This is a genomic window from Achromobacter sp. FW305-C-30-7 (assembly GCF_058783105.1).
Window position 1 is genome coordinate 799536 of sequence record NZ_JBYSYI010000002.1, and the last position, 18573, is coordinate 818108.

The 18573-nt window shown below is 64.7% G+C and carries 21 protein-coding genes; 10 read left to right on the top strand and 11 right to left on the bottom strand.

The genetic code is table 11. From position 1 onward, the window contains the following. Positions 1–27: 27 nt before the first annotated feature. The 5 genes from AC3WOB_RS10640 to AC3WOB_RS10660 all read right to left on the bottom strand — a co-directional run bounded on the left by AC3WOB_RS10640 (position 28) and on the right by AC3WOB_RS10660 (position 4754). Positions 28–984, bottom strand: a complete 957-nt coding sequence (locus tag AC3WOB_RS10640; protein WP_492274944.1) for a Bug family tripartite tricarboxylate transporter substrate binding protein — start codon at positions 982–984, stop codon at positions 28–30. A 61-nt stretch (positions 985–1045) separates the two neighbouring features. Beyond that, a complete protein-coding gene (locus tag AC3WOB_RS10645) occupies positions 1046–2056 on the bottom strand; it encodes an NADPH:quinone oxidoreductase family protein (RefSeq protein ID WP_313388099.1) in 1011 nt (336 codons plus the stop codon). Positions 2057–2065: 9 nt separating this feature from the next. Beyond that, on the bottom strand, positions 2066–2836 hold the full coding sequence (locus AC3WOB_RS10650) for a crotonase/enoyl-CoA hydratase family protein (protein ID WP_492274945.1): 771 nt from the start codon (positions 2834–2836) through the stop codon (positions 2066–2068). Between the two features lie 95 nt (positions 2837–2931). Next, positions 2932–3573 carry a TetR-type transcription factor C-terminal domain-containing protein gene (locus AC3WOB_RS10655; protein ID WP_013391985.1) on the bottom strand — a complete coding sequence of 214 codons (642 nt, stop codon included), beginning with the start codon at positions 3571–3573 and terminating at the stop codon, positions 2932–2934. Between the two features lie 41 nt (positions 3574–3614). Further along, complete coding sequence (locus tag AC3WOB_RS10660) at positions 3615–4754, bottom strand: CaiB/BaiF CoA transferase family protein (RefSeq protein WP_013391984.1); 1140 nt, start codon at positions 4752–4754, stop codon at positions 3615–3617. A 272-nt stretch (positions 4755–5026) separates the two neighbouring features. Between AC3WOB_RS10660 and AC3WOB_RS10665 the strand changes: the two genes are divergently transcribed. Both AC3WOB_RS10665 and AC3WOB_RS10670 read left to right on the top strand, forming a co-directional pair. Beyond that, entirely contained in the window at positions 5027–5206 is a 180-nt protein-coding gene (locus AC3WOB_RS10665) for a hypothetical protein (RefSeq protein WP_013391983.1), read from the top strand. A 154-nt stretch (positions 5207–5360) separates the two neighbouring features. Further along, positions 5361–6569 carry an NAD(P)/FAD-dependent oxidoreductase gene (locus AC3WOB_RS10670; protein WP_013391982.1) on the top strand — a complete coding sequence of 403 codons (1209 nt, stop codon included), beginning with the start codon at positions 5361–5363 and terminating at the stop codon, positions 6567–6569. A gap of 31 nt (positions 6570–6600) precedes the next feature. Here AC3WOB_RS10670 and AC3WOB_RS10675 read toward each other — a convergent pair whose 3' ends face one another. The 6 genes from AC3WOB_RS10675 to AC3WOB_RS10700 form a co-directional block, all read right to left on the bottom strand. Further along, positions 6601–7212 carry a GrpB family protein gene (locus tag AC3WOB_RS10675; protein ID WP_492274946.1) on the bottom strand — a complete coding sequence of 204 codons (612 nt, stop codon included), beginning with the start codon at positions 7210–7212 and terminating at the stop codon, positions 6601–6603. After that, positions 7209–7475 (bottom strand): hypothetical protein, encoded by a 267-nt coding sequence (locus AC3WOB_RS10680; RefSeq protein WP_492274947.1) that lies wholly within the window; start codon positions 7473–7475, stop codon positions 7209–7211. Before AC3WOB_RS10680 ends, AC3WOB_RS10675 begins: the two co-directional genes overlap by 4 nt. A gap of 126 nt (positions 7476–7601) precedes the next feature. Next, positions 7602–8777, bottom strand: coding sequence for an acetylornithine deacetylase (gene argE / locus AC3WOB_RS10685; RefSeq protein ID WP_492274948.1), 1176 nt, complete (start codon positions 8775–8777; stop codon positions 7602–7604). A gap of 46 nt (positions 8778–8823) precedes the next feature. Next, positions 8824–9789, bottom strand: a complete 966-nt coding sequence (locus AC3WOB_RS10690; protein ID WP_013391978.1) for a LysR substrate-binding domain-containing protein — start codon at positions 9787–9789, stop codon at positions 8824–8826. A 176-nt stretch (positions 9790–9965) separates the two neighbouring features. Then, positions 9966–10637 (bottom strand): DUF1028 domain-containing protein, encoded by a 672-nt coding sequence (locus tag AC3WOB_RS10695; protein WP_013391977.1) that lies wholly within the window; start codon positions 10635–10637, stop codon positions 9966–9968. A gap of 20 nt (positions 10638–10657) precedes the next feature. After that, positions 10658–11071: a RidA family protein gene (locus AC3WOB_RS10700; RefSeq protein ID WP_013391976.1), complete on the bottom strand. Its 414-nt coding sequence runs from the start codon at positions 11069–11071 to the stop codon at positions 10658–10660. A 373-nt stretch (positions 11072–11444) separates the two neighbouring features. On the opposite strand from AC3WOB_RS10700, the gene AC3WOB_RS10705 reads away from it, so the two are divergent. From AC3WOB_RS10705 to AC3WOB_RS10740, 8 genes are all read left to right on the top strand, one after another. Then, complete coding sequence (locus AC3WOB_RS10705) at positions 11445–12242, top strand: maleate cis-trans isomerase family protein (protein WP_492274949.1); 798 nt, start codon at positions 11445–11447, stop codon at positions 12240–12242. A 43-nt stretch (positions 12243–12285) separates the two neighbouring features. Further along, a complete protein-coding gene (locus tag AC3WOB_RS10710; RefSeq protein WP_013391974.1) occupies positions 12286–13077 on the top strand; it encodes a transporter substrate-binding domain-containing protein in 792 nt (263 codons plus the stop codon). An 86-nt stretch (positions 13078–13163) separates the two neighbouring features. Beyond that, positions 13164–13877 carry an ABC transporter permease gene (locus AC3WOB_RS10715; protein ID WP_207468645.1) on the top strand — a complete coding sequence of 238 codons (714 nt, stop codon included), beginning with the start codon at positions 13164–13166 and terminating at the stop codon, positions 13875–13877. After that, complete coding sequence (locus AC3WOB_RS10720) at positions 13867–14556, top strand: ABC transporter permease (RefSeq protein WP_013391972.1); 690 nt, start codon at positions 13867–13869, stop codon at positions 14554–14556. Before AC3WOB_RS10715 ends, AC3WOB_RS10720 begins: the two co-directional genes overlap by 11 nt. A 38-nt stretch (positions 14557–14594) precedes the next feature. Then, positions 14595–15380, top strand: a complete 786-nt coding sequence (locus AC3WOB_RS10725; protein WP_492274950.1) for an amino acid ABC transporter ATP-binding protein — start codon at positions 14595–14597, stop codon at positions 15378–15380. Positions 15381–15405: 25 nt separating this feature from the next. Beyond that, positions 15406–16431 carry an ABC transporter substrate-binding protein gene (locus AC3WOB_RS10730; protein ID WP_492274951.1) on the top strand — a complete coding sequence of 342 codons (1026 nt, stop codon included), beginning with the start codon at positions 15406–15408 and terminating at the stop codon, positions 16429–16431. Between the two features lie 71 nt (positions 16432–16502). After that, positions 16503–17357 (top strand): ABC transporter permease, encoded by an 855-nt coding sequence (locus AC3WOB_RS10735; RefSeq protein ID WP_013391969.1) that lies wholly within the window; start codon positions 16503–16505, stop codon positions 17355–17357. Between the two features lies 1 nt (position 17358). Continuing rightward, positions 17359–18180 (top strand): ABC transporter permease, encoded by an 822-nt coding sequence (locus AC3WOB_RS10740; RefSeq protein ID WP_492274952.1) that lies wholly within the window; start codon positions 17359–17361, stop codon positions 18178–18180. Positions 18181–18573: the final 393 nt, after the last annotated feature.

Genomic DNA, 18573 nt, shown 5'->3' on the forward strand with positions numbered 1-18573 from the left:
AGAACGTCCTGTCGTGGGGGCTGGGCGCTATTGCTTGGGGATGTTGGCGCTTTGGGCCGTGGCAATCTCAAGCTCGATCTCTTTCCTCTGGAACTTGGCCAGCGCGGCGGCATCACCGATGAAGGAGATGAAATTGCTCTGCGCCAGGAAGGCTTGCGTCTTGGAATCGGCGTAGATCTCCAGCAGCGCGTCCTGCAGGGTCTTCACGACCGGCGCGGGCGTCTTGGCCGGCGCGAACATGGCCCACCACGCCACCTTGAAGAAGTCCTTGTAGCCCAGTTCCTGCAAGGTAGGCACGTCCGGCGCGCTGGCCAATCGCTTATCGGTCGTCACGGCCAGCAAGCGCAGCTTGCCCGCCTGCACCAGGGCCTGCGCGCCGCTGTACTCAGCGATCACGAAGTCAACTTGCTTGCCCGCCAGATCATTCAAGGCCGGCCCCGCGCCCTTGTAGGAAATGCCGTTGGCGCTGGCCTGCGCCAGCGACAGGAACCATTCGCTGGCAATCTGGTAGGTGGCGCTGCCCGCCCCGTAGTTCAGCTTCTTCGGATCCTTTCTGGCGGCCGCCACCAGGTCCGCGACCGTCTTGTAGGGCGAATCCTGGTAAACATAAAAGCCCATGGGCGCCTGCGCCAGCACCGCCACCGGCGCCAGGTCGACCAAGGGGTCATAGGGCAGCTTGGCGAACGCCGCGACGTTGGTCGCCACGGGCGCATTGGCCGCCAGCAGCAGCGTATAGCCATCGGGCGCCGCCGACACGACGGCCTGGGTCGCGATAATGCCGCTCGCGCCTGGGCGGTTCTCGGCGATCACGGGCTGGCCCAGCTTGGCCTCCAACTGGCGCGCGGTGTAGCGCGCCAGCGTATCGGTACCCGTGCCGGGGGGATACGGGACGATCAGCCGGATCGGCTTGTCCGGAAATGCATGGCTGATCTGGGCGCCCAGCGCCAGCACGGCGCCTGCGAGCAAGGTGGTCAATCGCTTCATGTCTCCAACTCCTTTGTGTGCTCTGTTGTCTTTTGGAATTGCGGGCGCCAGCGTTTCGCGGTCAGGAAGATGACTGCGGATGCAAGGCGACCCGTCCGATGACCTCGCGGGAGGCCAGCGCGGCCAATGCTGCCGCGTATGCCTCCAACGGGTAGGTCTGCTGGGTGTAGGGTTTCAGCGCCCCTTCGACGACCCAATCGAACATCGTGGCGAAGGCGGCGCGCACCGCCGCCCTGCGCTCGGGCGGGACGGGCACCCTGCCCCAGCCCATGTAGTAGCCCCAATAGATGCCGATCGCGGTGGCGTTCTTGACCAGCAGGATGTTGGCGGGAATCTGCGGAATGTCGCCGCCAGCGAATCCCATCGGAATCAAGCGTCCTTCAGGCGCGACACAACGCAACGACTCCTCGAACACCTTGCCGCCCACCGGATCGAAGATCACATCGGCGCCGCGCCCATCGGTCAGGGCCAGCACCGCGTCGCGGAAGCCGCCTTCCCGGTAGTTGTGCCCGTGGTCGGCGCCGTGCGCCCGCGCCGCGTCGAGCTTGGCCTGGGTGCTGGCGCACGCGATCACGCGCGCGCCCAGCCGCTTGGCGATCTCGATGGCCGCCAGCCCGCTGCCGCCGCTGGCCCCGTGCACCAGCACCGTCTCGCCCGGCTGCAGATGCGCGCGCCAGCGCAGCGCGCCATAGGCCGTGGCGTAGATGGTTGGAAACTGTACGGCGCTATCGAAATCCACACCGTCGGGCAGAGCGAATGTCGTGTCGACCGGCGCCACCACTTCGCTGGCAAAGCCGCCCGACTGCACGCCGGCCACCACCCGGTCGCCCGGACGGAACAGCGTCACGCCCGGGGCGCATTCCCGCACGATGCCCGCCACCTCGGTGCCTGGCGTCAGGGGTAGCGGCGGCCGGTTCTGGTGCTTGCCCTGCAACACCAGCAGGTTGGCGAAGCTCACGCCGCAGGAATGCACTTCGATGCGCACGCTGTCCGCCGGCAAAGGCGGCGCGGCGCAGGTCTCGACGCTGACTTGGCTGGGATCGTCCAGCCCGCGGCAGATGACGGCTCGCATGGTTCTCTCCTAATCGGCTTCGGGCAGGGCGCCATGACGCCCCGCACCCTGCTCGAAACGTTGCGCGCCAGCGCGCGCCTCCAGTTTTCGCGCGGCGGCGGCGTAGGCCATCTCCGCAGCCACCGCATCCCGCTCGGACAAGGCGATCTGGGCATAGGCCGATTGCCGGTCCGAGCGCATCGCGATCTGCGGGAATTGCACCATCTGACGTGCCAACGCCTCGGCCTCGGCACGCGCTTGTCCGTCCGGCACCACGCGATTGACCAGCCCGAAGCGCTCGGCTTCCGGAGCCAGCACAATACGGGCGGTCAGCAACATGTCCAGGGCGCGGCTCATGCCTATCAGGCGTGGCAGCCGCACGGTCGTGCCATCGCTCATCGGCACGCCCCAACGGCGCGACAGTACGGCGAACGAGGCGCTTTCCTCCGCGACGCGCAGATCGCACCACAGCGCCACGCCCAACCCGCCCGCGCAGGCATGCCCCGCCACCGCCGCGATGACGGGCTTGGACAGCGGCGCATGCAAAGGGCCGTCCGGGCTGCCTGCCCAGGGCTCGTAGTCGGTGCCTCCCGCCAATTCCTTCAGATCAGCGCCTGAACAGAAGGCGCCGCCGGCGCCGCACAGCACGGCCACCCGGGCCTGTTCGTCCGCATCGAATTCGCGCAGCGCTCGCGCCAGTTCGGAGGCCGCCTCGCGATCCAACGCATTGCGCACCTCGGGCCGGTTGATGATTACCGTGGTCACAAAACCGGCGCGTTCCACCAGGATTTTCGGAGCCATGAATCGCTGTCGTCCTGTAGTTTGAATAATACCAAGCAGTATTAAAATGATTAGAAAAAAAGCCGCGCGGAACGGTCCGTTCGCGCGGCCCGGCTTTACTGCGGATGCGGCAACAAGGCGCTGACCGCGAAGCCGGCCAGTTCGCTGGCAACGCGCTCGCGGTCCTTGGCGGTTTCGTTCTTGCGCGGGTGATACCAGCGCGAAGTCCAGTTCAAAGCCCCCAGCAGCGGCTTGACCAGCAGCTTGGCGTCCATGGCGCGGAAATCGCCGCACTGCACGCCTTCCTCGATCACACGCATATACAAGGCTTCATTCGCCGCCCGCAACTTGAGGATTTCCTCCAGTTCGGCACGTTCGGACGCGGTGGTGCGCCCCGTCAGATGCAGTTCCAACCCTTGCGCCGCGACGCGCAGGTAGGCCAGATGCTCCATCATCAGCACGGTATGGTCATGCGCCATCTTCCGCAGCTTGACGGCCGGCCGTTCGGCCGACAGCGCATGCGGCTCGATCGCTTCGCGGGTCAGTTCCATCGCGCGCCGCTGCACGGCGAAGAACAGCGCCGACTTATTGCGGTAGTAGTAATAGATGATGCCTTTGGTCGCGCCGTAGGCCACGCTGATGTCGTCCAGCGATGCCGCTGAAAAGCCCAGGTTCATGAACACGGACGCGGCCGCATCGAGAATGGCGAGCCGCTTCTCGATCCCTTCCGTGCTGTCTATCAGGCTGGGCCGTCCCATAATGTCCTTGCTGTGGCGGAAATAAACGCGAAATTCTACCCTCAGGCCTGCCGGCCGGCGCCCGCGAACTCATCGCGGACCGCCTGCGTATGGGCGCCTATGGCGGGCACTTCGCCCAAGCGGCGCGGCTCGCCCCGGATCTGGACTGGCGGCGCCACGATGGACGCCACCCCGTGCGCGGTGCGTACCTCCGAGCGGCGCAGGTGCGGATGCGCCGACAATTCCTTGACGCCGTTGACTGACGCATAGGCAATCTTCGCCAGCGTCAGACGCCGCCGCAATTCCTCCAGCGCCACCGTACTCAGCACAGCTTCGATTGCGGCTTTCAATTCCTCGGCATGCAGCACGCGGTCGCGATTGCTGCGGTAGCGCTCGTCGTCGACCCATTCGGGCTTGAGCAGCACGTCGCAAGCAAAGCGGCGCCATTCGCCGTCGTTCTGCACGCCGATCAGGAGCGACTGGCCGCCCTGGCAGGCGAAGGCGCCATAGGGAGCGATGGTCGGATGTCCGAGGCCTACGCGCGGCCACACCGTGCCGGCGTAGTCGTAGTGCAGCAGGGGCACGGTCATCCAGTCGGCCATGGCGTCGAACAGCGACACGTGCAGGGCGCTGCCCTGCCCTGTCCGCTCGCGCTGCAACAGCGCCTCCAGGATGGCCGCGTGCGCATACATGCCGGTGCCGATATCGCAGGCGGATATGCCCACCCTGCCCGGGGCCTCCGGCGTGCCGGTCACCGACGCGATGCCCGATTCGGCCTGCACCAGCAGGTCGTAGGCGCGCATCTCCGCATAGGGGCCCGACTCGCCGTAACCCGTGATGTCGCAGGTAATCAGCCGGGGATTGGCGGCCCGCATTTCCTTCCAGCCGAAGCCGGCGCGTTCCGCCGCGCCCGGGCCCAGGTTCTGGATCAGCACGTCAGCCTGCAAGATCAGCGTGCGCAGCAGCGCCAGATCCTCAGGCTGCGAGAAATCGAGAACGATTGATTCCTTGCCCCGATTGAGCCAGACGAAATATGTGCTGTCGCCCATGACCGCCCCGTCATAGCCGCGCGCGAAATCGCCGGCCGCGCGTTCGATCTTGATGACGCGCGCGCCGGCATCAGCTAGCCGCGACGAGGCATACGGCGCTGCAGCTGCCTGCTCCACAGCGATCACCAGCAGACCTTCCAGGGGCAATGCCATTTTTGTCTCCGATCCAGCATTCGTTTTTTTAATGCTACCGCGTAGTATTAGAACTGACAAGCCCCGGCTCCGGCCGCGCCTGGAACGTGGCGGAGCATTGGCATATGGCTGTCACACTCGCGGGCGATACTGCCGTTCGGATATCCGCCAGCCCGCCTGACTTCCAGGACCGCGCCGGATATTCATATAAAAGGTAATTCGTTGGCCGCCGCCCCTGGCCGCCTTACGATAGCTGGCATCGACTGGGCCTGGCGCCCGCAGGAATGCTCCACATGCAACGCTTGATATCCCCCATCCTTACCCGCCGTCCGGTGCTGCTGGCCGGTCCGCTCAGCGCGCGCCGCTATGACGCCGTGGTTTCCCTCAACGCCCACCGCGAAGCCCGCAGGCTGCGCGAATCGGCCCAGCGCATCCTGGCTGTTTCCGCCCGCTACATGTTCCCGGGCGCTTGATCCTGTCCCCAAAAACCGCGCCGAACGCCACGGCCTGATCCTTCCCCAAGACACGCAACGCCCGCCGCCGCCTTCATGCAGCCCTTCCCGCCGCCACCTGCGGTAGGATTGCCGATTCGGCCCGAAACCGGGCCAGGCAGAACAGGAGTCATGCATGGAGAAGGTGGTAATCGTGGGCGGCGGCCACGCGGCGGCGCAATTGTGCGCCAGCCTGATAGAAGGCGGCTTTCCCGGCAGCCTGACGCTGGTGTGCGAAGAGGCCTCGCTGCCCTACCACCGGCCGCCGCTCTCCAAGACCTACATCAAGGATCCGGAAGCTCCGATCCAGCTGCTGCGCGCCGAGGCGGTCTACGCCGACGCCGGCGTGCAAGTCCTGCTGGCGGACCCCGCGGTCGGCATCGACCGCGACGCGCGCCGGCTGACGCTGGCTTCAGGCAAGCAACTCGACTATGACGCACTGGTGCTGGCCACCGGCACGCGCGCGCGGCGCCTGCCGGACGTCCCCGACGAACTGCAGAATCTGATCTACCTGCGCAACGCCGACGACGCCGCGCGCCTGCGCGCCGCGATCGCGGATGCGCCTTCGGTCACGGTCGTGGGCGGTGGTTTCATCGGCCTGGAAATCGCCGCCACGGCCGGTGCCCTGGGCCGCCCGGTCACCGTCTTCGAATCCGCGCCGCGCCTGCTGGCGCGCTCCGTATCGCCCGAAGCCTCGGAACACGTCGCCCGCGTGCTGCACGATTCCGGCGTCGACCTGCGCCTATCCTCCGACCTGCAACACATCCGCACGGAAAACGGCCGCGTGCGCAGCGTCGTGGTCAATGACGTGGAACATCCCGTGGACCTGCTGGTCGCCGGCATCGGCGCCGTGCCCGAGATCACGCTGGCGCAAGCCGCTGGCCTGGACTGCCTGAACGGCATCGTGGTCGACGGACTGATGCAGACCTCGGCGCCAGGCATCTACGCCATCGGCGACTGCACCTCGTTTCCGTATGCGCGCTGGGGCAAGACCCTGCGGCTGGAATCGGTGCAGAACGCCAACGACCAGGCCCGCACGCTGGCCGGCGTCCTGCTCGGCACGAAGACGCCGTATCACGCCCTGCCCTGGTTCTGGTCCGATCAAGGCGCTTTGCGCCTGCAGATCGCCGGCCTGGCGCCGCCGGATACCGAACGCGTCCTGCGTCCGGGCGCCAAGCCCGGCAGCTTCTCGATTCTGCACTTTGCCGACGGCCATCTGGTCTGCGTCGAATCGATCAACGCGCCGATGGACCACCTGGCCGCGCGCAAGTTGCTGGAACTGGGGCTGAACCCGCCCCGTGATGTGCTGGCCGACCCGGCCGTACCGCTCAAGAGCCACTACTGAAGCGGACAGGGATGATCCGGGCCGCCGCGCCTCAGATGAAGCCGGCGGCGCGGAACATGCGCTCGTAGATCTGGCGCAGGACCGCCTCCTTGCGCTTGTTGTACTCCATGACCTGCATCACCCCGGCCGCCGCCTCGCGCTTGGCCTGGGCGTACAGATCGCGGTCGGCATCATGCTGGCGCAGCCAGTCGCGGAACATCCGGTGCCGGATGTTTTCGGGGCAATCGGGGCCGAACACATGCAGGTTCACGCGGGGAGTGGTCAACTGCAGCAGGCGGTGCTGGTGCCAGGAAGGTTCCCGCAAGACCAGCAGGTAACCCGCCGCCTCCAGGGCGGGGACATAAGCGTCCTCCTGCACGGGGTCGGCTACCGTCAGATCGATATCTATCACCGGCTTGGCCGGCAGGCCCGGCACCGCCGTCGAACCCATATGCTCGACCGCCAGCGCGACCGGTCCCAATGCCTCGCGCACCTGCGACTCAAGCCGGCCATAGCGGACCGGCCAATCGGGGTCATAGGGTACGACCGCGACCAGTTCCGGCGCAGGCTTGCCCCGAACCCAGGGATCCTCGTCCGGGTCCGCGTCGTAGTGCCGCATGATTTCTTCGGGCGTGGGCGCGCGCCGGTTTTCTGCCAGGTTCAATTGCCGAAAGCGCGGCGCAGGCGCTCCAGTTCGGCGATGTTCAGGCGCTTGGCTTCCGCTTCGGCGTAGTTGCGTTCGCCTGATTCGTACGCGCCTTTATAGATGCACTTGCTGCGCTTCGCACACTCGCCTTCGGCGCGGGCGGTGGTGGAATACGATTTGGAACCTTGATCCGAAGTCTTGGGACCGCTCGAAGAGCAGCCGGCCATCAGCGCAGCCGCAAAAAGCGCCACACCCCAGCGGCTCAACATTTGAATGGACATTTCCTGGCCCTACAGAAAAGCTGTAGCCGACTTTATAGCAGGCTCTTGAATTCAGGGTTCCACGGGCAATTGCTTCGAAACGTTGCCGGCCGCCAGGTGCGAGCCGCGTCGTGATTTGTAAGCGGATCAAATCGTCAGATACTGCGTCAACTTCTCCAGCATGGCGTCGCAGGCCTCCAGCTGCGAAAGCTCGACGTACTCATCGGCCTTGTGCGCCACCTCGATGCTGCCAGGCCCGCAGATCAGCACCGAGGTTTGCGCCCATAGCTGCTGGAACAGCCCGCCTTCGGTGCCGAAGGCAGCCTTGGTGAGCGGCGTGTCTGGCGGCAGCCATGAGGCCAGCAGCGCGACGGCCGCCGAATCGTCCGCCGTAGCCAGGCCAGGATAGGTGTTGACCACCTCGATCCTAGGGGGCTCGGCATCCGCCCGCGCGCCCGCGGCGCGCATTTTCGCCCTGGTCAACTCCAGCACCCGCGCCAGGATCAGGTTCGGGTCATCCTGCGCGACGTTGCGGATCTCGAAATTGACTTCGCATTCCGCCGGCACGATGTTGAGCGCCGTGCCGCCCTTGATGGTGCCTGCATGCACCGTCGTGTACGGCACGTCATAGCCGGCTTCGCGCGGACCGTGTTCGGCAAGGTCCTGCTGCACGTCACGCAGCGCACCGATCAGATCGCTGGCCGTATGGATGGCATTGACGAAAAACGGCGCCAGCCCGGAGTGGCCCGCCTGGCCGCAACACAGGGCCCGATAGGCCGCCTTGCCTTTGTTGCCGGTGCCGATCTTCATCAGCGTGGGCTCGCCCACCACGCAGAGCAGCGGAGCCGGCTTCATGTGTTCCAGCGCGCGCAACAGATGGCGCACCCCCACGCAGCCGATTTCCTCATCGAACGACAGCGCCAGATGCAAGGGCCGCGCAAGAGGCTGATGGGCCGCGCGGATCATGGCCATCACGGCGCAGGCGACGAAGCCCTTCATGTCCGCGCTGCCCCGCCCATAGATGCGCCCATCGTGCACGGTCGCCTCGAAGGGCGGCGAGGTCCAGGGCTGGCCTGCCACGGGGACCACGTCGGTGTGGCCGGAGAGCAGGATGCCGGGTACATCCAAGGGGCCGACGGACGCGAACAGATTGCTCCGCCGGGCGTCTTGCGGGTCCGCCGCCAGCGTGGACGCGATGCCGGCCTGCGCCAGCAGCTCCCGCACGCGCTCGATCAGTTCGATATTGGGCGTCAACGTGACGGATTGAAACGCGAGCAGCTCGCGCAAGAGGTCTGGACTGTTGTCGGGGGTCGGTGTGCTCATGGCATGGACCTGCAGGAGGCGGGCGGCGCACGAGCGCGCCGCCGGTTCATTTGCTTTCAGGAGGCACGTAAGGGTCGAAGAAACTGCCTTCGCTCATGCCTGGAATGTACTGATCGGAGATATAGGCGCGGCAGCGCTGCATGAACACCTCCGTCAGGCGCGACGGCTTCATCGGCTTGTAAGTGGTGAGGCCCAGCAGCATGGGGCGGTGTTCACCCACCAGGCGCAGCCGCACCAGCCGCTTGCCATCCAGCGCTTGCGTGGACTTCGGCCGCACGTTGAATAAGGCATAGCCGATTCCGTTGGCGACCATGGACCGCACCACTTCCTCCGAGCGTGAGCGCGCCACGATGTTCGGCTCCAGGCCGAACTTCGCGAATAGCGACATGAAGTAATCGCGGCTCAAGGGTAGGTCCAGCAACACCATGGGCAGGCGGGCCAGCTCCTCCAGCGTCACCGCGATCTGCTGCGACAGCGGATGCAGTTCGCTGACCACCACATGCGGCGGCAGGCGCGCCAGCGCCTCGAACGATATTTCGTCGCCCAGCCTCAGGTCGTAACTCAGCGCAACGTCGATCTCCAGCGAGTGCAGCTTGTCGATCAGCAACTGCTGGTCGCCTTCTGTCATATGCAGCTCGACTTTGGCGAATGCCCGTGAAAATCCGAAGATCACCTCGGGCGCGATCATGGCCGTGAGCGACTGGAAGCAGCCCACGCGCAAGGTGCCCTGGATGGTATTGCTGGAAACCGACGCGATCTTGTAGAGACGCGACGCGCGCTCGAGCAGGTCTTCGCATTCGCTCATGACCTGCTGGCCGAGCACCGTCAGGGCCAGGCCCTTGGACGGATGCCGCACGAACAACTGCACGTCCAGCTCGGTTTCGACATGCGCGATGGCGGCCGAAATCGAAGGCGCCGAGATGTGGATCTGGCTGGATGCCGCGGCGATACTGCCATGCTTGGCCGTGGCAACGAAGTACTCCATCTGGCGCAGCGAAATGCGATTGAGCATAGTCCGAAATGAGAAAACTGGAGCAGGCTGGAGGGAGGTGGCGTTCCGCCTTGCGGGCCGCCACCGTGGCCCGGCGCTGGCATCAGCCGCACCGAGCAAAAGTGTATCCACTATGCCCGGATAAGGGGGCATGGCGCTCCTCGGGTTTTCTCGCACTAGCCGGCTGGCGCAAGCGGTCACAGATTGCCTGGCACGCCGAAACTCGGCGCGGCGCGCGGGTCCCTGGCGCGGGTGATGTAATCCTGGATCTGCGGCTCGTAGACCTTCCAGGCCTCGTAAAGCGTTTCGACTGGACATTGCTCCACCCAGTCCATGCGCAGGTCGACGATGGGCCAGTCCAGGTCCGCCACCACCAGCAGCCCGGCCGAATGCACCGGCCCCTCTTCGCCGCCAGCAGCCTGGCCCGCCAACATGGCCTGCATCAGGCGCTCGGCCAGCGAGCCCGACGCTTGCTCGAATGCCGCCAGCATGGCGGCGGGCACATCCAGCGACGCCAGCATATTGCCCGCGCACGCGGCGTGCTCGCCCTGCGCGCTGGCCAGCCGGCCCAACGCGTTCGCGCCCGTGAAGATGGCCGGCGCCTGCGTGGCGTCGATCGCCATCAATTGCCGGTAGCTGATAAAGGGGCGTTCGGCCAGGGCTTGCAAGGCGCGCTGGGGCGAGTGGCCCTGGCCCATTGCATCAAGGATGAGCGGCCCCAGGGCGGGATCGGTGATGTTCTGGCTGACCGCCGCGCCCACTCCCGCTCGCGCGCGGATGCAGCGCGCCGCGACCGCGGGCGAAGAGGACGAAACGGCCGCGCCGAATTGGCCGGTGGCCGGACAGCGGGCAATGATGGAGAAAGTCATGACCTGGGCCTCCTGTGGCGTCAATCCGGAATAACGGCAGTCGCGTCGATTTCCACCAGCCATTCGGGACGCGCCAGCGCCGATACCACGATGCCGGTGGATACCGGGAACACGCCCTTGAGCCATTTTCCGACCACGCGATAGACCTCCTCGCGATAACGGGGGTCGATGATGTAGATCGTGATCTTGCAGATGTCCTGCAGTTCGCCGCCGGCCTCCTTGAGCAACATGTCGATGTTCTTCATCGCCTGCTCGGTCTGGCCTGCGGCATCGCCGATGCAGACGCTCTCGGACGTGTCCAGGTTCTGGCCGATCTGCCCGCGCAAGAAGACCGTACTGCCGCGCGCGACGACGGCCTGGCACAGATCGTTGTCGAGTTTCTGTTCGGGGTAGGTCGCCTTGGTATTGAAGGTGCGTATGCGCTTATGCTTCATGGCTCGTATCAGTATTAGGGTTTATCCGGAGACCCCACGCCTGCCTGGCTAACAGCATGGCCCAAGGCCTTGACCTGCCCGCTGATGGTCTGCCCAAGCGGGGCCGCAGCCTATTTGTTTTTTCTGGTGTCCCGTCTCGGAAATCCTGACGCGGGCGACGCTCGCGACGATGAGCCTCACCATGCCTTCGGGGGCCTCGCCAGGCCATCAGGAAAATCTATTCATGCCAACGGAAAAGGCGACTTGGTCCCTCGGATCGTCTCTCTCATTATTGGCTTTCGCTGGCGCGGCCGGTGCGGCAGTCGCGGCGATGCCCGGCCCCGGATCGATGACCGACGCCATCTGAAGCAACCTCCCCTTACAGAGGATCCGGATGAACACCGCCTCAACTCCCGCGCAAGCCGCCTATCCCCGATTCCGCTACGACGGCTCTGGCGACCTTGCCCGCATCGGCCTGATCTACATCGCCTCCAGCGTCGTGATGGAAGAAGAAATGTGGGCCATGTCCGCCCGCGGCGTGTCCACCCATACGGCGCGCATCAAGCTGCCCAAGGTCACCGTGCAGGGCATCGAGGAAATGATGAACGCCCCGGAGCTCGAGCAGGCCGCGCGCCTGGCCGGCGCCGCCCCGATCGACGTGCTGCTGTTCGGCGGGACCAGCGCCTCCTTTCTGCATGGCACGGCCTACGACCAGGCGCTGATCCAGAAGCTGCGGCAATGGGTGCCGGGGCCGATGATCACCACGGCCTCCACCGCCACGCTCGCAGCATTGAAGAAGGTCAAGGCCGGCAAGGTTGCGCTGGCCACGCCCTACCTCCCGGAGATCCACGAACGCGCCATCCGCTTCCTGCAGGAAAACGGCCACGAGGTCGTCAAGAGCGCCTGCCTCGGCATCTCGGATGACCACGCGCTGGCCGAGGTATCGCTGGAGAAAGTCTACGACCACGTGCTCTCGGTCGACCACCCCGACGCGACGGCCATCTTCGTCTCGTGCACCAACTTCAGGACCGTCGGGGCCATCGAGGCGCTGGAGCAGAAGCTCGGCAAGCCGGTGATCTCGGCCATCCAGGCCTCGTTCTGGCACTGCCTGGATCTCACCGGCGCGGCAGGCGCCAAGCCCGGCTACGGGTCGCTGTTCAACGCCAACCTGTCCTGGGACAACACGATGTAAGCACTTCGCCGAAGTGCATGACCAATAAACAAGGGGAATAAAAATGCATCTTCAAAAAACCATCACAGTGCTGACGCTCGCGGGCGCCTCGCTGTTCGCCCTGGCGCCCGCCCAGGCCGAGAAACTGGTGCTGGGCAACGAGGGGAGCTATCCGCCGTTCAGCATGGTCGACCCCTCGGGCCGCCTGACGGGCTTCGAACCCGATCTGGCGCGCGAGATGTGCAAGCGAATGAAAGCCGATTGCGAAATCGTGGTGATGGACTTCAAGGCCCTGATCCCGGCGCTGCTGCAGAAGAAGCTGGATGCCGTGGTCAGCCAGACCAAACCGTTGCCGGAGCGCAAGGAAAAAGTACTGTTCGGACGTCCGGTGCTGTTCAACCCGGACTCCTATGTGGTGCCAGAAGCGAAGAACTACACCTTCACGCCTGAAGGCCTCAAAGGTGTGCGCATCGGCCTGCAACGCGGTTCAGCGCAAGCCAAGTACGTGGGCGAGACATTCGGCAACGCGGTGCAGATCGTGTTCTACGACAACCCCGACCAGATCCGGCTCGACCTGGCCAACGGCCGGCTGGATATGAGTCTCGGCCCCAAGATCAGCTGGACCAACGAGTTCCTGTCCAAGCCCCAGGGCAAGGGCTGGAAATTCGCCGGCGGCGACCTGTGGACCGGCGGCGGCGAAGCCGGCTCAAGCTGGATCGCCCGCAAGGACAGCGGCGAACTGCTCAACCGCATGAGCGCCACGGTCGACGCCATCATCAAGGACTGCACCTTCACCAAGCTGCGCAAACCCTACATGGAAGTGGAGCTCCTGCCCGAAGAGGCGGCCTGCCGCTAGCCGGATCCGCGCACACCGCCAGGGCCTCCGGCGTCAGACCGCCGGGGCCTGGGCGGAATTCTTCATACGCTTGCAAGGACTGCCTCATGCCTTCGATGGGTTTCGTGCAGCAACTCGCGACCGGCGCGCTGATGACGATCCAGGTCGCCGTCTGCGCCTATCTGCTGGCGCTCGCGATCGGAACGTTCTTTGCCCTGATCACGCTGCGGCCAACACTGCTGGCCAGGATCATCTGGATTCCGTACGCCTCCATCTTCACGGGCGTGCCCTCGCTGCTGGTCGGCTTCCTGTTCTACTACGGCGGCTCGGAGATTGTCGCCAGCCTGCTCGCGCCGTTCGGCATCGGCCAGCGTGTCGAGATCACGCCCTTCATGGCCGCGGTGGCGGCGCTGGGCATGGTCTACGGCGCCTACCTGGCCGACCTGATACGCAGCGCGATCCAGAACGTGCCCCACGGACAGTTCGAAGCCGCACGGGTGCTGCTGGTGCCGCGCACCACCATCTGGCTGAAGGTGATCCTGCCGCAGATGCTGCGCCTGGCCCTGCCCGGCATGACCAATATGTGGATCGTCGTGCTCAAGGACACCGCCCTCATCTCCTTGATCGGCCTGAAGGAAATCATGGCCTACGCCAAGCTCGCGTCCGGCGTGACCAAGGAACCCTTCGTCTACTACCTGCTCGCCGCCGCCTTCTTCCTCATGATGACCTGGCTCACCTATTACGTGGCCCGCCGCGTCGAAACATGGGCGGCGCGCGGCTTCCATCCCGTCGTGACCAAGGGAGCCTCGCATGCACTTTGACTTCCAGGTAGCCTGGGACAGCTTGCCCAAATTGCTGGCGGGCGCCGGCACCACATTCGCCGTGCTGCTGCCTGTGCTGGTCATCGGCCTGCTGCTGGCGCTGCCGGTCGCCCTGGCGAGCTTCCGGCCAGGCCCGCGCGCCCTCTTCGCCAGCAGCTATATCGGCTTCTTCCGCGGCGTGCCCAGCCTGGTGCTGCTGTATCTGATCTACAGCGGACTGCCCCAGTTCTCCATCGTGCGCGACACCTTTCTTTGGAACGTCTTTTCCAACGCCTATGTCTGCGCCTGGCTGGGCCTGGCGCTGACCCACTCGGGCTTCATGGCCGAGATCATCCGTGGCGGGCTGGCGGCGATTCCCAAGGGCACCATCGAAGCCGCGCAGACACTGGGCCTGAAGCCTGCGCAAATCCTGTTCCGCCTGCGCATCCCCCTCGTCGCGCGCTACGTGCTGCGCGCCTATCAGAATGAGTTGCTGATCATGGTGAAGAGCACGGCGGCCGTCAGCGCCATCACGCTGGTCGACCTTACCGCGGCCGCCAACACCGTATTCGACTATACCTATGACCCGTTCACTCCCTTGATCACGGCGGCGGCCATTTATTGGTGCATCACCAACAGCATACGTCTTGGGTTCTCGATCGCGGATCGCAGGCTGAACCGCTATCTCGTCAGAATCTGAACCGCCCCGGCCGACCGTCCACCAGAGCGCGAATCATCATGACTGCCATCCTGTCCAGCATCACGCCGCCTTACTCCTCCGCCCTTGCCGACTGTGCGCCTGCGGTGTCCATCTCGGGATTGAACAAGTTCTACGGCGCCTTCCACGCCCTGCGGGATATCCATCTCGAGGTGTCCAATGGCGAAATCGTCATCCTTTGCGGGCCTTCCGGATCCGGGAAATCATCGCTCATCCGCTGCATCAACCATCTGGAGCAACATGACTCCGGCGACATCCACGTCAATGGCACCGCGCTGACCCGCCACCCCCAGGACGTGGAAAAAGTCCGGCGCCAACTGGGCATGGTGTTCCAGAACTTCAATCTTTTTCCGCACATGACGGTGCTGGCCAATTGCACCTTCGCGCTGAAGGTCGCCTTGAAGATGTCCACGGCCGAGGCCGAACAGACGGCACGCGAGTACCTCGCCAAGGTCAATGTGATCGAACAGGCCGACAAGTATCCGATCCAGCTTTCTGGCGGACAGCAGCAGCGCGTGGCCATCGCCCGCGCACTCTGCCTGCGTCCGCGCATCATGCTTTTCGACGAACCGACATCGGCGCTCGATCCAGAATCGGTCGGCTCCGTGCTGCGCATCATGGAGGACCTGGCGCAGACCGGGATCACCATGATCTGCGTCACCCACGAGATCGGCTTCGCCCGCAAAGTCGCTGACCGCTGCGTCTTCATGGAGCGGGGCGAAATCATCGAGACGGCGCCCGCCGAACAGTTCTTTGCCTCGCCCAGGAGCGAGCGCCTGAGGAATTTCCTGGAGCAGGTTTTGTAGTCGGCCACATAGACAAGGGGTTGTCATGATCAAAAGACTCATTTGCGCGGGCATGCTTGCCGGCGCGGCTCTCGCCGGCACGGCGCAAGCGCAGGATGCCCTGGTGGTAAGCACCTGGGGCGGAAGCTTCCGCGATCTCATCGACGAGAGCATCGGCAAGGAGTTCACACGACAGACCGGCGTGCCGGTGAAGTACATCACGGGCGGCACCATAGACCGTCTGAACAAAGCCAAACTCGCCACCAAGCCGGAAAGCGACATCACCTTCACCACGTCGCACATCGGCTGGCTTTATGTCAATGCCGGCCTGTACGAGAAGCTCGACCTGAGCAAGATTCCCAATTACTCGCACCTGGTCGACCGGGCCAGGATCAGCCCGTACCACATCGGCAGCTGGGCGTATGTGTACACCATCGGCTATCGCCCCGACCTGATTCCCCCCGGCATCACCTTCGACAGCTGGAACGACCTCTGGAACCCGGCGCTGAAAAACAAGCTGTCGGCGCCGGATTTCGACCCCAGCCACATCATCGACATTTCAGCCTTGCTCTCTGGCGGCGACGCCCGCACTTGGGAAAAAGGCCAGGACAAGCTCAAGGCCCTGAAACCCAACTTCAAGGCCTTCTACACCAACGACGCCAACAGCCAGCAACTGATCGCCGCCGGCGAGACGCCGGTGCAAATCGTGCTGTCCATGAATGCGTACTACATGATCGGCCAAGGCGTGCCGATCAAGGTGGCGATGCCCAAGGAAGGCGCGGTGCTGGGCGTGGACACCATGGCCATCATGAAAGGCAGCACCAAGACCGATCTGGCCTATAAGTTCATGAACATCGCGCTGTCGCCAGAGGTGCAGGCCAAGATCGTGGCCGCCAAGAAAGCCAGCCCGGTGGTCGACGACGCCAAGGTCTCGCCCGAAGACGCCGCGCTGCCGGGCGTATTCACGACCAAGCAGCAATGGGATACCCAGGCCATCGTCATCGACGACAAGCTGCGCGCCGAGAAGACCGCCGAGTGGCGCAAGTGGTTCACCGAGAACATCATGAACTGATTGCCGGACGCCGCGGCCTCACGGTCCGCGGCCTCTCCTCGTTCTCACCATACACGATGGATGGGTACACCATGGATGCGCGTTCCACACTGAGGGGATGGCTGATCTCCCCGGCAAGCTTCATCGCGCTGTGCATCTGCGTCGCCATGGCGGCCGTGCTGCAGTACAGCTTGCGCACCTTCATTCCCGGCTCCTTGGATGTCGGCGGCCTGACGCTGAATAACTTCTCGGGCCTGGGCAAGCAGATCTATCTCGACGCCTTTACCAACACCCTGCGCCTGAGCGTCGAAACCACGGTCTGCTCCCTGCTCGTGGCCTATCCGCTGGCGTACGCCCTGGTCAGGGTACGCAACCGCTATATCAAGTCTTTCATCCTGATCGTTTCCATCACGCCGCTCTTCCTGGGCGAAATCGTGCGCACCTATTCCTGGATCATCGTGCTGGGCAGCACGGGATTCATCAATTCGATGCTGCTCAAGCTGGGCATGATAGACACGCCGCTGACGCTGATGTTCAGCCACCTCGGCGTGCTGGTGGCGCTGGTGCATGTCACCATCCCCGTGGTCGTGCTGATGCTGGCCACCGCCATCTCGCACATCGACCGCGATTACGAAAAGGCCGCCGAAAGCCTGGGCGCGGGGCCGGTGCGCACCTTCCTGACCATCACCCTGCCGCTGTCCATGCCAGGCATCCTGGCCAGCATCACTACGTCCTTCGCCTGGACCTTCAGCGCCTTCGCCACGCCGCAGATGATAGGCGGCGGCCGCGTCCCGACGGTCTCCACCCTGGTCTACCAATTGGGATTCTCGTCGATGAACTTCCCCTTGGCGGCCAGCCTGAGCGTCATGGGCCTGGGCCTGACGGCGATCTCGCTAATGCTGCTCGGCCGCGTCACGCGCCGCCTCAAGGCCATCGGAGGACACTGACATGAGTATCCGCAAATCCCTGCCCCTGTGGCTGCGAGTCGGGGCGCCGGTGCTGATCACGCTGATCCTCGCCTTCGTGCTGCTGCCGGTCGTGGTGGTGGTGCTGGCCTCCTTCAATGACAAGGCCTTGCTCACCTTTCCGCCGCAAGCCTGGTCCTGGCGCTGGTTCGAGCGCGTGTTCACCTACTCCGATTTCCGCGACGGCTTTCGCGCCAGCTTGGTGGTGACGCTGTGGTCGTCGCTGCTGGCGCTGATCATCGGGACCGGCCTGGCCATCGCGGTCAAGCGCATGGCGTTCCCCGGCAAGAACATCCTGCAAGCCATCCTGCTTTCGCCGCTGGTGATTCCGCATTTCACGGTGGGGCTGGGCCTGCTGATCCTGGCGGCGCAGCTGAACGTGGACCGCGGCTACGGCATTGTGATCCTGTGCCACGTCATGCTCGTCCTGCCTTTCGTGCTGCGCAGCGTCTATGTTTCGATGGAGAACCTGGATGAGCGCCTGGAGCAGAGCGCCGCCAGCCTGGGCGCCTCGCCGGTGCGGGTGCTGTTCACGATCACAGTGCCCTTGCTGGCGCCCGGTCTGTTCGGCGGCTGGCTGTTCGCGGCCATCATGTCGTTCAGCGAGTTCACCGCGTCGCTGTTCGTGACCACCCAGAACACGCAGACCCTGCCGGTGACCATGTACAACTATGTGCGCGAGTTCGCCGATCCGACCCTGGCCGCGCTGTCGGTGGTGTACATCGTGGTGACCGCCACCCTGTTGATCTTCGCCAATCGCTTCCTGGGGCTGGGCAGGATCCTCAATATCGAGGACAACCACTAGAGAGTTCTGGGTGGAATGTTGCCGATTGGTTTTGTGAGGTCAGGTTCTTGGGCCGCCGGCGTCCGGACTGCGGGATTCCGATGCTCGCCCCGGTGGGGCTGCGCTTCGGATCCCTCCGCCCGGCCACCGACTCACGCTATCTGCCCATGAACGGGGTCCAAAACCAACGCATTGGGCGACTGCCAGCCGAGGACCCCGGAGCCATCCGAAGCGCAGCCCCATCGGGGCGAGCATCGGAATGGCGCAGGGCAGCCTCGGCGGCTAAAGAACCCTGACATCCGCAAGCTCAAAGCGCTGCCGCTCCTCACTTCGGTTCTGTGAGGTAGGGTTCTTGAGTCGCCGGCGTCCGGACTGCGGGATTCCGATGCTCGCCCCAGTGGGGCTGCGCTTCGG